Raw genomic sequence first — 13,650 nt, forward strand, 5'->3', positions numbered from 1 at the left:
TGACCTTTGGTGAAAAGCCGAAAGAAGATCCCGCTTAGAAAATGCGTTGTAACAGGGGAAATGAAGCCGAAAAAAGAGCTCATTCGTGTCGTCCGTTCTAAAGAAGGAGAGGTTTCCGTTGATCCGACTGGAAAAAAGAACGGGCGGGGAGCTTATCTTACACTTGATAAAGAAGTTATTTTAACTGCAAAAAAGAAAAATAGTTTAGCTAATCAGCTTCAAGCACAAATTGATGGTCAGATTTTTGATGAACTGTTGGAACTAGCAGAAAAGGAGAACAGATAAATGTCAGATTCGGAGTGGTTTTCCTTGCTAGGCCTAGCGAATCGAGCTCGAAAAGTCGTGTCCGGTGAAGACCTGGTCGTAAAAGAAATCAGACATTCACGCGCAAAACTTGTGTTACTGGCAAAAGATGTCTCTTTTAACACGGAGAAAAAAGTCACAGATAAATGCAAATACTACAATGTTCCATTCAAAACAGTCGGTGATCGTCTCCTTTTAGGTCGTTCAATCGGCAAAGAGTCCCGTGTTGTTGTAGCCGTAACTGACCAAGGTTTTGCGAATACGTTGCTCCGAAAGCTCGATTAATTTTTTTGGGGGTGAACGAATGGCTAAAATGAGAGTTTATGAATATGCAAAAACCATAAATGTTTCAAGTAAGGACATCTTAGCGGTATTGAAAGATCTGAATATGGAAGTCAATAATCATATGGCAATGATTGGGGAAGATGCGATCAAACAGCTTGATAAAAAGTTCAAAAAAAGCAGCGGACAGCCTGCTGAGAAAAAGCAAGCGGCAAAACCTGCTGATTCAAGCGGTCAAAAGCAGCATTCTACAACAAAACCAAATAAAAATCGAGATGGAAAGAAGAATAACGTGCAAAATACTCAATTTAACAATAACAATAAGAAGAAAAACAACAAAAAAAATAAACGAAATAAAAATCAACATACACAATCACAACAAGAGAGACAAATCAAACCGAAAAAAGAACTTCCAGAAAAAATTACATTTACGAATTCTCTTACAGTCGGTGCGTTAGCAGAGGCACTTGGAAAAGAACCATCAGAGATTATTAAAAAGCTGATGCTGCTCGGTGTCATGGCAACAATCAACCAGGATCTTGATAAAGATACCGTTGAACTTATTGCTTCTGAATATGGTGTAGAAGTAGAAGAAGTGATCGTCCATGAAGAAACCGAATTTGAAAAATATGAAGAGCATGATCAAGAAGAAGATCTTGAAATCCGTCCTCCTGTTGTGACGATCATGGGACACGTAGACCATGGAAAAACAACCCTTCTCGACAGCATTCGTAAAACGAAAGTTGTTGAAGGAGAAGCAGGCGGAATTACACAACATATCGGCGCTTATCAAATTGAAGAAAACGGTAAAAAGATTACATTTCTTGATACACCGGGACACGCCGCATTTACAACGATGCGCGCGCGCGGGGCTGAAGTGACTGACATTACGATTCTTGTTGTAGCTGCAGATGATGGTGTAATGCCTCAAACAATTGAAGCGATTAACCATGCAAAAGCAGCAGAAGTTCCCATTATTGTAGCTGTCAATAAAATTGATAAACCAGCGGCCAATCCTGATCGTGTGATGCAGGAGTTGACAGAGCATGGCCTTGTCCCAGAAGCATGGGGAGGCGAAACGATTTTTGTACCTCTGTCTGCTCTTTCAGGTGAAGGGATCGACGAGTTGATTGAAATGATTCTGCTCGTTAGTGAAGTTGAAGAATTGAAAGCGAACCCGAACCGCCGATCAAAAGGTACAGTTATTGAAGCTGAACTTGATAAAGGAAAAGGTTCTGTGGCAACATTACTTGTTCAGAATGGAACTCTCCATGTCGGTGATCCAATCGTTGTCGGCAACACATTTGGTCGGGTACGTGCGATGGTCAATGATATCGGTAGACGTGTCAAATCAGCTGGTCCATCTACACCGGTTGAAATTACTGGTTTGAACGAAGTTCCACATGCAGGGGATCAGTTCCTTGTCTTTAAAGATGAGAAAACAGCCCGTTCAGTTGGTGAATCGCGTGCTTCAAAACAACTTGAAGAACAACGCAGTGATAAAGCAAAACTCAGTCTTGATGATCTATTCGAACAGATTAAACAAGGTGATGTTAAAGAAATCAACCTTGTCGTTAAAGCTGATGTTCAAGGTTCTGTGGAAGCTTTAGCCGCTGCATTGCAAAAAATTGAAGTCGAAGGCGTCAGAGTGAAGATTATTCACACCGGTGTTGGGGCAATTACTGAATCAGATATTATTTTAGCATCTGCTTCAAATGCGATTGTCATTGGGTTTAATGTAAGACCAGACGGAAATGCTAGGAGTACGGCTGATGTCGAAAATGTTGATATCAGGCTGCACCGTATCATTTATAAAGTCATCGATGAAATTGAAGCGGCTATGAAAGGTATGCTTGATCCTGAATATGAAGAAAAAGTGATCGGCATGGTCGAAGTTCGCCAAACATTCAAAGTTTCAAAAATCGGTACGATTGCCGGTGGCTATGTAACAGAAGGAACGATTACGAGAGATAGCGGAATCCGCTTAATTCGCGATGGTGTCGTCATTTTTGAAGGAGAAGTAGATGTACTGAAACGCTTTAAAGATGATGTAAAAGAAGTTGCACAAGGTTATGAATGTGGTATTACGATTAAGAAATATAACGACATACGTGAAGGTGATGTCATTGAAGCGTATGTCATGCAGGAAATCGAAAGACAGTGATCGGTTTTGTTGAATGTGAATGTATCATTTATGATGCATTATCACTTAAGGAAAAACGTGCAGTTCTAAAGCGGGTGTTGACAAGAATCCGGGGAAGGTTTAATGTCTCTATAGCAGAAATAGCCTACCAAGATACATGGCAGCACACTAGCTTTGGAATTGCCGCTGTTTCTTCTTCCCGTGTTCATACGGAAAAAGAGCTGCAGCGCGTTCTAGCCTTTATCGACTCTTTTCCGGAAATTGAACGGACGATCACGAGAACAGAGTGGTTTTAATATAGAGGTGGTATGGTCATGAGTATGAGAGCGACCCGTGTAGGTGAGCAGATGAAAAAAGAACTTGGAGACATCATCGGACGAAAGATAAAAGATCCGAGAATCGGATTTCTAACGGTCACAGATGTCAGAGTCTCTGGTGATCTGCAAATTGCTAAAGTGTATATTTCCGTTCTTGGTGATCACAAGAAAAGAGAAGAGACACTAGCAGGCTTAGCAAAAGCAAAAGGCTTTATTCGATCTGAACTTGGGAATCGAATCAGGCTCCGCAAAACACCTGAAATTCAATTTGAATTCGATGAATCCATCGATTACGGAAACCGGATCGAAACATTGATTCATGAGCTGAATTCAAACAAAGACGAATAAAACACAAAAAGGATAGGCGGAATCCAACTGCCTGTCCTTTTTAACTAATGGAAAGGAGTGAAACAACCTACATGTTTAACGGAGTCCTGCTTTTACATAAACCGGCTGGAATGACTTCTCATGACTGTGTCATGAAAATTCGTAAGCTGCTAAAGACAAAAAAGGTTGGTCACACAGGGACACTCGATCCTGAAGTGTCAGGTGTTCTTCCAATTTGTATTGGAAGAGCAACCAAGATCGTTGAATATTTAACAGAAAAAGCAAAGACATATGATGCTGAAATCACGCTCGGTTTTTCAACGACGACAGAAGATCAGACGGGAGAGGTGATTGAAAAAAAACCGATTAAGACCCCGCCTGATGAAAAAACGGTTAAGAGTGTACTTAAAAGTCTTGAAGGACCACTTGAACAAGTACCTCCAATGTATTCGGCAGTCAAAGTCAATGGGAAAAAATTATATGAATACGCTAGAGCGGGACTTGAAGTCGAAAGGCCAAGTCGAACAATTACGATTCATCAGATTGACTTGGCATCTGCAATCAGCTATGAACACGATACGGTACGCTTTCGGTTCCATGTGACATGTTCAAAGGGTACGTATGTCAGAACCTTGGCAGTTACCATTGGCGAAAAGCTTGGATATCCTGCTCATATGTCTCATTTAAGGAGAACCGCCTCCGGTGATTTTACACTTGATCAATGTTTGACCTTTGAAGATATAGAAAAACTTCTTGATACCGGCAGCTTAGCTGAACAGATGGTACCCGTTGAACGTGCACTTGATCATTTGCCGAAATGGAACATTAATGATACATTAGCTAAGAAAGTGGAAAATGGAGCAGTGCTTGAAACGCCCGTTTGTTTTTTACATCTAACGAGCGAAGACCGTTTGGCGGTCTTTACAGAAGAAGGCTTGTGTACAGCTATCTATTACCCGCATCCAACAAAATCCGGATTGTTAAAACCGGCAAAAGTATTCGCGCGAAATAAGTGAACAAGAAGAAAAGGTGACCGTTTTGAAGACGATACATATTTCTCATCCTCACAATTTAAAACGTGAGGACTTCCCAAAATCAGTGATGGCACTAGGTTTTTTTGACGGGATTCATCTGGGGCACCAGGAAGTGATTCGCACCGCGAAAAAAACGGCAGACCAAGCAGGCGTCAAAACGTCTGTAATGACCTTCTACCCTCATCCGTCAGCTATTCTCAACAAAGGTTGTGAGCCTAAAGAGTGGATTACGCCTTTAGATGACAAAATGAAAATCATCGAAAGTTTAGAAGCCGACTTTTTATATATCGTGGAATTCAGTCCTCAGTTTGCTTCCCTTTCACCAGAGGAATTTATTGATCAATATATTATCGAATTTAATGTCTGTCATATTGTAGCAGGCTTTGACTTTACTTTTGGTAAATTTGGAAAAGGTACAATCGAAAACTTCCAAGAGTATGCAAAAGGACGTGTAAACAGTACAGCAGTTGCTAAATTATCCAAGCAGGATGAGAAGGTGAGCTCGACTAGAATAAGAGGTCTTCTTCGAGAAGGTGATGTAGCATATGTCGCTCAATTGTTAGGAAGACCGTATGATGTCAAAGGCATTGTCATCGAGGGGGATAAACGGGGGCGAAGAATGGGTTTTCCAACAGCCAATATTGGACTTTCAGACTTGTATATTGTACCTCCAACAGGTGTATATGCTGTCAAAGCCGAGATAGAAGGGCAATCTTTCAACGGGATCTGTAATGTTGGATATCGACCCACTTTTTATCAAAAACGTCCTGATCAGCCTTCAATTGAAGTGAATTTATTTGATTTTGATGAAGAAATATATGGAAAACAAATTCGGGTTGAATGGCATAAAAGGCTGAGAAATGAAAAAAAGTTTGACAATATGAACGATCTTATTAAACAAATTACAAAAGATAAACACGCGGCGATTCGCTTTTTTAAAGAACGGAAGCTATACGTATACAAATATTAATAATCGTCAATCATGTTGATGAAAAAGTTTATTGTAAGTAGTTGCATAACAGCTGTCTTTCTAGTATCATAGTTTCTGTAGCTTTAAAACCGCTCACTTGGCAAATCGAATCACCGGCGTTTGCTAGGTCATCGGGGCTAATATTATTTGGAGGTGAAACAGGATGGCAATTACTCAAGAGCGTAAAAATCAACTCATTAGTGAGTTCAAAACACACGAATCTGACACGGGTTCACCGGAAGTTCAGATCGCTATCCTAACAGATTCAATCAACAATCTGAACGAGCATTTACGCACTCATAAGAAAGACCATCACTCACGTCGCGGTCTTCTTAAAATGGTAGGTAAACGTCGTAATCTTCTTACGTATCTTCGTAATAAAGACGTCACTCGTTACCGTGAGTTGATCAACAAACTAGGATTACGTCGATAATCGTAAAAAGCGGGAGGATTCCCGCTTTTTTATCGTATAAAAACGAATATCTGGAAACTCCAAACATGTTGCTCATATAAATCATTTTATAACAAGTTTACATAGGATTTTGCCATTGATATGTTCAATTCATTTCGTTCATAATAGGAGTAATCTAAAAACTATCCAAAGAGAGGAGTTCATATTAAATGGGACAAGAGAAACACGTCTTTTCCATAGATTGGGCCGGCCGAAAATTAATTGTTGAAACAGGTCAGCTTGCTAAACAAGCAAACGGAGCTGTTATGATCCGTTATGGAGATACTGCCGTTCTCAGTACTGCAACAGCTTCAAAAGAACCGAAAACTGTAGATTTCTTTCCTCTAACTGTTAACTATGAAGAAAGACTTTATGCAGTTGGGAAAATTCCAGGCGGATTTATTAAAAGAGAGGGAAGACCGAGCGAAAAAGCGATTCTTGCTAGCCGCTTAATTGATCGGCCAATCCGCCCGCTGTTTGCTGATGGATTCCGTAATGAAGTTCAGGTCGTTAGCATTGTCATGAGTGTGGACCAAAATTGTTCCTCAGAAATGGCAGCAATGTTTGGTTCATCACTTGCACTTTCAGTGTCAGATATTCCGTTTGAAGGACCGATTGCTGGTGTGACAGTGGGAAGGATTGATAACGAATTTATTATTAATCCGACACTTGAACAGCTTGAGAAAAGCGATATCCATTTAGTAGTAGCAGGAACAAAAGATGCGATTAACATGGTTGAAGCAGGTGCTGAAGAAGTACCGGAAGAGACCATGCTTGAAGCGATCATGTTCGGTCATGAAGAAATTAAGCGTCTGATTGCTTTTCAAGAAGAAATTGTTGCAGTTGTCGGAAAAGAAAAATCAGACATTTCATTGTATGAGATCGATTCCGATCTAAAAGCAAAAGTTCAAGCCATGGCTGAAACCGATTTACTAAAGGCGATTCAGGTTCATGAAAAGCATGCACGCGAAAAAGCGATTAGCGAAGTGAAAAATACAGTTGTCGCTAAGTTTGAAGAAGAAGAACATGATGAAGAAACACTTAAACAGGTGAAAAATATTTTAGGACAGCTTGTGAAAAATGAAGTGCGCCGTCTGATCACCGAAGAAAAAATCCGTCCTGATGGCAGAGGTGTTGCTGAAATCCGTCCGCTTTCTTCAGAAGTAGGTCTACTTCCGAGGACACATGGTTCAGGACTATTTACAAGAGGACAAACTCAGGCACTTAGCATTTGTACACTTGGTGCACTTGGAGATGTTCAAATTTTGGATGGTCTCGGTGTTGAAGAATCTAAACGATTTATGCACCATTATAACTTTCCGCAGTTTAGCGTTGGGGAAACAGGACCGATGCGCGGACCAGGCCGACGCGAAATTGGTCATGGAGCACTTGGTGAACGGGCACTTGAACCGATTATCCCATCTGAAAAAGATTTTCCATACACAGTTCGTCTTGTTTCAGAAGTACTTGAATCAAATGGCTCAACTTCACAAGCAAGCATTTGTGCAAGCACACTTGCGATGATGGATGCTGGGGTACCAATTAAAGCACCAGTTGCCGGGATTGCGATGGGGCTTGTCAAATCCGGTGATCATTACACGGTATTAACAGATATTCAGGGAATGGAAGATGCCCTTGGGGACATGGACTTTAAAGTAGCAGGAACAGCGAAAGGTGTCACTGCTCTGCAAATGGATATTAAAATTGCAGGTTTGTCACGAGAGATTTTGCAAGAAGCTCTACACCAGGCGAAAAAAGGCAGAATGGAGATTCTTGAAAGTATGCTCTCTACAATTAGAGAAGCAAGAAAAGAGCTGTCTCCATATGCGCCGAAGATCTTGACAATGGCGATCAATCCGGATAAAATCCGCGATGTCATCGGTCCAAGCGGAAAGCAAATTAATAAAATTATTGAAGACACTGGTGTTAAAATTGATATTGAACAAGATGGAACAATCTTTATTTCTTCGACAGATGAAAGTATGAATCAAAAAGCGAAGAAAATCATTGAAGACCTTGTCAGAGAGGTTGAAGTTGGACAGCTTTACTTAGGTAAAGTGAAACGAATTGAGAAATTTGGCGCTTTTGTTGAACTATTTAGTGGCAAAGATGGTTTAGTCCATATTTCAGAGCTTGCACTTGAACGTGTCGGTAAAGTTGAAGATGTTGTTAAAATCGGTGATGAACTTCTTGTGAAAGTAACGGAAATTGACAAGCAAGGACGGGTTAATCTATCGAGAAAGGCTGTACTGCGTGAACAGAAGGAAAATGAGGAACAAAAATCGTAAATCGGTGTCTATCTTGCTTCTGTCAGGTGTGTTAAGCTTGAGAAGGAGCCTGGGAGACCCGGCTTCTTTTATTTTGAGCGGACTGATTTGCTCAGTTCTATCTTGTCCTTTTCTCACATAATTTGTGGGGAAGGGAGGAATCCAATTGAAGAGGACCGCTGTTCGATGTTTCGTCTTTTTCTTTCTTTTCATCATGTCATATCAGATGATCAAAACTCCATATAAGCTAAATTACATAGATGCTATAAAAAAAGATGCCGCTACAGTCAGTACCCAACACGACAGTATTTATCAGGAGCTGATTGAAAAAGCGCCTCAATATGAAATAAAAGCACAGAATGCGAAAATTGATCAGATTTGGAAAGCGACCCCTGGCTATAACGGTTTAAAAGTGAATCTTGAAAAATCTTATCGGAAAATGAAAAAGGCCGGTTTATTTGATGAGAAGTTACTTGTTTATGATCAGGTCAAACCGGAAGTCCACCTCCAATCATTAAAACCTGAGCCGATTTACCACGGACATCCCGATAAACCGATGGTCTCATTCATTATTAATGTTGCTTGGGGAAATGAGTATTTAACAAAAATGCTCCCTATTTTGAAAAAATATCAAGTGAAAGCGACTTTTTTTATAGAAGGGAAATGGGTAGAAAAACATCCAGATTTAGCAAAAACCATTTTCAATGATGGACATGAAATCGGAAACCATTCATACAATCACCCTGATATGAGCAAACTGACGAGTGAACGAATTTCTGAACAGCTGCAGCTGACAAATGAAATCATCAAGAAAACGCTTCAGGTGGAACCAAAATGGTTTGCACCTCCTAGTGGAAGTTTTCGCAAAGAAGTTGTTGATCAGGCACATCACTTAGGGATGGGAACGATCATGTGGACAGTTGATACAATCGATTGGCAAAAACCACAACCAGCTGTTTTGCAACACCGCGTTTTAAGCAAAGTGCATAATGGAGCGATCATATTAATGCATCCAACAGATGCCACTGCAAAAAGCCTCGCTATCCTCATTCAAAAACTAAGGGGAAAAGGCTTTCAAATTGGAACCGTCTCACAATTGTTGAACGAAACAAGGATCATGAAAGAATAGTGATATGCGTTCTTTGAATAGGAGGAACAAATTTGATAAAACGGTATACTTGTCAAAATGGAGTACGAATCGTACTTGAAAATAATCCTACAGTCCGATCTGTGGCAATCGGTGTTTGGATCGGAACTGGATCGAGACATGAAACACCGGACATTAATGGTATTTCACACTTTTTGGAACACATGTTTTTTAAGGGAACAAAAACACGGACAGCCAGAGATATCGCCGAGTCTTTTGATAGAATAGGCGGACAAGTCAATGCATTTACTTCAAAAGAGTATACATGCTATTATGCGAAAGTTCTTGATGAATACGCGAGTTATGCTTTAGATATTCTAGCTGATATGTTCTTTCATTCTTCATTTGATGAAGAAGAATTAAAAAAAGAAAAAAACGTTGTCTATGAAGAAATCAAAATGTATGAAGATACACCAGATGATATTGTCCATGATTTACTTAGTAAAGCCTCATTTGGAAACAACTCGCTTGGTTATCCTATTCTCGGCAGTGAAGAAACACTTGCTAAGTTTAATGGAGCCTCTTTGAGAAAATATATAGATGAACACTACACACCTGATCGCGTCGTCATATCGATTGCTGGAAACGTTTCTGAAAGTTTTATTAAGGAAGCTGAAAAACATTTTGGTTCTTATGAAGCAACTGGAAACAAAACAGGAATGACAGAACCCGATTTTTACAATGAAAAATTGGCACGTAAAAAGGAGACAGAACAAGCCCATCTTTGTCTCGGTTTCAAAGGCTTAAAAGCCGGACATTCAGAAATTTATGATTTGATTGTCATGAACAATATTTTGGGAGGAAGCATGAGCAGCCGCCTTTTTCAAGATGTCCGTGAAGATAAAGGGCTCGCATATTCAGTGTTTAGCTTCCACAGCTCATACGAAGACAGCGGAATGGTGACCATTTATGGTGGAACAGGCGCTAACCAGCTTCAGCTTCTTTCAGAAACGATTCATGAAACACTTCGGATTTTAAAAAACGAAGGCGTTACACCAAAAGAGCTCGAAAACAGCAAGGAACAAATGAAAGGCAGTCTGATGCTCGGTTTAGAAAGCACAAATAGCAAAATGAGCCGCAACGGAAAAAATGAACTTTTGCTTGGAAAACACCGGACCCTGGACGAAATGTTGGAAACATTAAACGCAGTCAATCTTGACCGTGTCAATCGATTGGTGAAACAAATATTTACAGATGATTATTCAATGGCACTTATCAGTCCAACTGGTGAATTGCCAAAATAAACTGCTTGCCGCTTAGGCAGGCATGTTTTTTTATATTGAGACATACACCATAACAAAAGGAGGGTTTTTTATGAGGCTTAGTGAACTTTCGGGAAAAGAAATCGTCGATGTCAAACGTGCTGAACGTCTCGGGGTTTTGGGGCAAACAGATCTTGAGATCAATGAAGAGGACGGCCGGATTACCGCACTTATCATTCCCTCACTTAAATGGTTTGGATTAAGGAAACAAGGGGATGAAATTAGAGTTCCTTGGACACAGATTCGTAAAATCGGATCGGATATGATTATTCTTGATGTCCCTGAAGAAATCGGAAGCGATGATAAATAACATATCCTTGACCTGGCAGCTTAGGAAAGCCAGGTTTTTTGTTTGCGTTAATAAAACAATTTTAATTCACCGCTATTTCCTTTTTGTCATATGATGAAATTAGCTTATGAATTAAGATCTTTGTCAAAAAGAAGGTGAATGTTAGAGCCATGTTAACCGGATTGACAATTGCACTCATCGGAGGAGATGCAAGGCAGCTAGAGATCATTCGCAAACTAACAGAACAAGAGGCAAAAGTTTTCTTGGTCGGTTTTGATCAGCTTGATCATGGGTTTACCGGTGCAACAAAATGCAAATTAAATGAACTGGATTTCGGTGTAATAGACAGTATCATTCTGCCTGTTTCAGGGACAGCAGCTGATGGTTCAGTTGCAACAGTGTTTTCAAACGAAAAAGTGATATTAACACAACATGATGTAGAAAAAACGAAGCCAAACTGTACGATTTATTCAGGAATTTCTAATGATTATTTAGATGGAATAGCCAAAGGGGCAAATCGCAGTCTTATTAAGCTTATGGAAAGAGACGATATTGCCATTTATAATTCGATACCTACAGTTGAAGGAACCATCATGATGGCAATACAGCATACCGACTACACCATCCATGGCTCAAATATTATGGTTCTTGGGCTTGGGCGAACCGGAATGAGTATTAGCAGGGCTTTTTCGGCTCTTGGAGCACATGTGAAAGTCGGTGCGCGAGACTCAGCCCATCTCGCTAGAATCACGGAAATGGGTCTTACCCCTTTCCACATCAGCCAGCTTGGCGAACATGTTGAAAATACCGATATTTGTATTAATACCATTCCAAGTCTTATTCTTAATCGAACGGTTCTTTCACGAATGACACCGAGAACATTGATTCTCGATCTAGCCACTCGGCCTGGTGGCACGGATTTTGATTATGCTGAAAAGCAAGGTATAAAAGCGCTGCTTGCTCCAGGACTTCCAGGTATTGTAGCGCCGAAAACCGCCGGTCAGATCATCGCTAATGTTTTGTGTCATCTTTTATCACAAGCAACAACTGATGGAAAGGAGTAGTCATTATGTCACTCAAAGGGAAACGAATCGGATTTGGTCTCACTGGTTCACATTGTACGTATGATGCAATATTTCCACAAATTGAAGATCTTGTAAATAGTGGGGCGGAAGTTAGACCGATCGTGACATCAACTGTAAAATCGTCCAATACACGCTTTGGTGAAGGAAAAGAATGGGTACGCAAAATCGAAGAACTAACAGGATTTGAAGTCATTGATACGATTCCCAAAGCGGAACCTTTAGGGCCAAAAACACCGCTTGACTGTATGGTGATTGCTCCACTGACAGGCAACTCAATGAGCAAGCTATCGAATGCAATGACAGACAATCCGGTCTTAATGGCAGCGAAGGCAACAATGCGAAACTCTCAACCAGTCGTTTTGGGTATTTCTACAAATGATGCCCTCGGTCTTAACGGTGTCAATTTGATGAGGCTCATGACAACAAAAAATATTTTCTTCATTCCATTTGGTCAGGATGATCCATATCAAAAACCTAATTCACTCGTTGCCAAAATGGAGTTTTTATGTCCAGCTATTGAGGAAGCCCTTTCCTATAAACAAATTCAACCCGTTCTTGTAAACAATTATGAATAAGATTTTGAAAAATATCAATCATCTGTTTCATTTCTATGTTAAAATATAGTGTAAAATCATAGTAAATCATCGTTATACATGATTGGTGGAAGGAGTTTTACATTTGGGCAGAGGATTACATGTAGCAGTAGTTGGTGCCACAGGTGCTGTAGGACAGCAAATGTTAAAAACGTTAGAAGAAAGAAATTTTGAGCTGGATAAACTAACTTTATTATCCTCGAAACGTTCGGCAGGTAAGCAACTCACATTCAAAGGTGAAGAATATACTGTGCAGGAAGCGGTTCCGGAAAGTTTTGAAGGCGTAGATATCGCCTTGTTCAGTGCGGGTGGAAGTGTCTCACAGGCACTTGCTCACGAGGCTGTCAAACGCGGAGCGATTGTGATTGACAACACAAGTGCATTTCGCATGGATCAAAACACACCGCTTATCGTCCCAGAAGTAAATGAAGCAGATTTACATCACCATAATGGAATCATTGCAAACCCGAATTGTTCAACAATTCAAATGGTTGTTGCACTTGAGCCAATCAGAAAGGCTTTCGGTTTAAATAAAATTATTGTTTCAACATACCAAGCTGTTTCAGGAGCTGGAAATGAAGCTGTAAAAGAACTGTATGACCAAACGGAAGCGATTCTGAATAACAAGCCGTTTGATGCGCAGATTATGCCAGTGAAAAGTGATGAAAAACACTATCAAATTGCTTTTAATGCGATTCCTCAGATCGATAAATTTCAGGAAAATGGGTTTACGTTTGAGGAAATGAAAATGATAAATGAAACGAAAAAAATAATGCATATGCCTGAACTTCAAGTTTCTGCAACATGTGTAAGACTTCCGATTGCAACTGGACATTCCGAGGCTGTCTACATTGAAATTGACCGTGATGATGTAACGGCAGAAGATATCAAAAACCTGTTAAAAGAAGCTCCAGGAGTAATCCTTCAGGATAATCCAGCTGAACAGCTCTATCCAATGCCTGCAGATGCAGTAGGGAAAAGAGATGTGTTTGTTGGAAGGGTGAGAAAAGACCTCGATCGCTCAAATGGTTTCCATCTTTGGGTTGTATCTGATAACCTTCTCAAGGGTGCAGCCTGGAATTCTGTTCAAATTGCAGAAAGTTTAAAAGCTTTAAATTTAGTTTAAATACTGATAAGATTTCTAGGGAGAGAGTGAGGCTAACACCCGCCTGCTCTCTTC

General features: G+C 40.2%; 15 protein-coding genes. All 15 read left to right on the top strand.

Going from position 1 to position 13,650, the window contains the following annotated elements; translation table 11 throughout:
- The first annotated feature begins 9 nt into the window (after positions 1-9).
- Positions 10-285 carry an RNase P modulator RnpM gene (rnpM, locus tag HOO54_RS10320; RefSeq protein ID WP_172294919.1) on the top strand — a complete coding sequence of 92 codons (276 nt, stop codon included), beginning with the start codon at positions 10-12 and terminating at the stop codon, positions 283-285.
- A complete protein-coding gene (locus tag HOO54_RS10325; protein ID WP_172294921.1) occupies positions 286-588 on the top strand; it encodes a YlxQ family RNA-binding protein in 303 nt (100 codons plus the stop codon).
- A gap of 19 nt (positions 589-607) precedes the next feature.
- Positions 608-2,749, top strand: coding sequence for a translation initiation factor IF-2 (gene infB / locus HOO54_RS10330; RefSeq protein WP_172294923.1), 2,142 nt, complete (start codon positions 608-610; stop codon positions 2,747-2,749).
- Complete coding sequence (locus tag HOO54_RS10335) at positions 2,746-3,024, top strand: DUF503 domain-containing protein (protein WP_172294925.1); 279 nt, start codon at positions 2,746-2,748, stop codon at positions 3,022-3,024. Before infB ends, HOO54_RS10335 begins: the two co-directional genes overlap by 4 nt.
- A gap of 18 nt (positions 3,025-3,042) precedes the next feature.
- Positions 3,043-3,393: a 30S ribosome-binding factor RbfA gene (gene rbfA / locus HOO54_RS10340; RefSeq protein ID WP_172294927.1), complete on the top strand. Its 351-nt coding sequence runs from the start codon at positions 3,043-3,045 to the stop codon at positions 3,391-3,393.
- A 71-nt stretch (positions 3,394-3,464) separates the two neighbouring features.
- On the top strand, positions 3,465-4,388 hold the full coding sequence (gene truB / locus HOO54_RS10345) for a tRNA pseudouridine(55) synthase TruB (protein WP_172294929.1): 924 nt from the start codon (positions 3,465-3,467) through the stop codon (positions 4,386-4,388).
- Between the two features lie 22 nt (positions 4,389-4,410).
- On the top strand, positions 4,411-5,376 hold the full coding sequence (gene ribF, locus HOO54_RS10350) for a bifunctional riboflavin kinase/FAD synthetase (protein WP_172294931.1): 966 nt from the start codon (positions 4,411-4,413) through the stop codon (positions 5,374-5,376).
- Positions 5,377-5,539: 163 nt separating this feature from the next.
- Positions 5,540-5,809 carry a 30S ribosomal protein S15 gene (gene rpsO, locus HOO54_RS10355; RefSeq protein WP_003154182.1) on the top strand — a complete coding sequence of 90 codons (270 nt, stop codon included), beginning with the start codon at positions 5,540-5,542 and terminating at the stop codon, positions 5,807-5,809.
- A gap of 188 nt (positions 5,810-5,997) precedes the next feature.
- Positions 5,998-8,115 carry a polyribonucleotide nucleotidyltransferase gene (pnp, locus tag HOO54_RS10360; protein WP_172294933.1) on the top strand — a complete coding sequence of 706 codons (2,118 nt, stop codon included), beginning with the start codon at positions 5,998-6,000 and terminating at the stop codon, positions 8,113-8,115.
- 193 nt (positions 8,116-8,308) lie between these two features.
- Positions 8,309-9,223 (top strand): polysaccharide deacetylase family protein, encoded by a 915-nt coding sequence (locus tag HOO54_RS10365; protein WP_172299473.1) that lies wholly within the window; start codon positions 8,309-8,311, stop codon positions 9,221-9,223.
- 32 nt (positions 9,224-9,255) lie between these two features.
- Complete coding sequence (locus HOO54_RS10370) at positions 9,256-10,485, top strand: M16 family metallopeptidase (protein WP_172294935.1); 1,230 nt, start codon at positions 9,256-9,258, stop codon at positions 10,483-10,485.
- A gap of 70 nt (positions 10,486-10,555) precedes the next feature.
- Positions 10,556-10,813, top strand: a complete 258-nt coding sequence (locus HOO54_RS10375) for a YlmC/YmxH family sporulation protein (RefSeq protein WP_172294937.1) — start codon at positions 10,556-10,558, stop codon at positions 10,811-10,813.
- Between the two features lie 149 nt (positions 10,814-10,962).
- Entirely contained in the window at positions 10,963-11,856 is an 894-nt protein-coding gene (dpaA, locus tag HOO54_RS10380; RefSeq protein WP_172294939.1) for a dipicolinic acid synthetase subunit A, read from the top strand.
- 2 nt (positions 11,857-11,858) lie between these two features.
- The gene (dpaB, locus tag HOO54_RS10385; RefSeq protein ID WP_172299475.1) at positions 11,859-12,452 is read left to right on the top strand and encodes a dipicolinate synthase subunit B; all 594 of its coding nucleotides are present in this window, start codon (positions 11,859-11,861) and stop codon (positions 12,450-12,452) included.
- A gap of 103 nt (positions 12,453-12,555) precedes the next feature.
- On the top strand, positions 12,556-13,596 hold the full coding sequence (gene asd / locus HOO54_RS10390; protein WP_172294941.1) for an aspartate-semialdehyde dehydrogenase: 1,041 nt from the start codon (positions 12,556-12,558) through the stop codon (positions 13,594-13,596).
- Positions 13,597-13,650: the final 54 nt, after the last annotated feature.

Origin of the sequence: Bacillus sp. WMMC1349 (assembly GCF_013155385.1) — a bacterium.
GTDB lineage: Bacteria > Bacillota > Bacilli > Bacillales > Bacillaceae > Bacillus.

Excerpts from the sequence above, each read along its gene's own strand:
- HOO54_RS10325 (WP_172294921.1), top strand. The coding sequence starts at position 286 with ATGTCAGATTCGGAGTGGTTTTCCTTGCTAGGCCTAGCGAATCGAGCT.
- infB (WP_172294923.1), top strand. The coding sequence starts at position 608 with ATGGCTAAAATGAGAGTTTATGAATATGCAAAAACCATAAATGTTTCA.
- rbfA (WP_172294927.1), top strand. The coding sequence starts at position 3,043 with ATGAGTATGAGAGCGACCCGTGTAGGTGAGCAGATGAAAAAAGAACTT.
- truB (WP_172294929.1), top strand. The coding sequence starts at position 3,465 with ATGTTTAACGGAGTCCTGCTTTTACATAAACCGGCTGGAATGACTTCT.
- rpsO (WP_003154182.1), top strand. The coding sequence starts at position 5,540 with ATGGCAATTACTCAAGAGCGTAAAAATCAACTCATTAGTGAGTTCAAA.
- pnp (WP_172294933.1), top strand. The coding sequence starts at position 5,998 with ATGGGACAAGAGAAACACGTCTTTTCCATAGATTGGGCCGGCCGAAAA.
- HOO54_RS10365 (WP_172299473.1), top strand. The coding sequence starts at position 8,309 with ATGTCATATCAGATGATCAAAACTCCATATAAGCTAAATTACATAGAT.
- HOO54_RS10375 (WP_172294937.1), top strand. The coding sequence starts at position 10,556 with ATGAGGCTTAGTGAACTTTCGGGAAAAGAAATCGTCGATGTCAAACGT.
- dpaA (WP_172294939.1), top strand. The coding sequence starts at position 10,963 with ATGTTAACCGGATTGACAATTGCACTCATCGGAGGAGATGCAAGGCAG.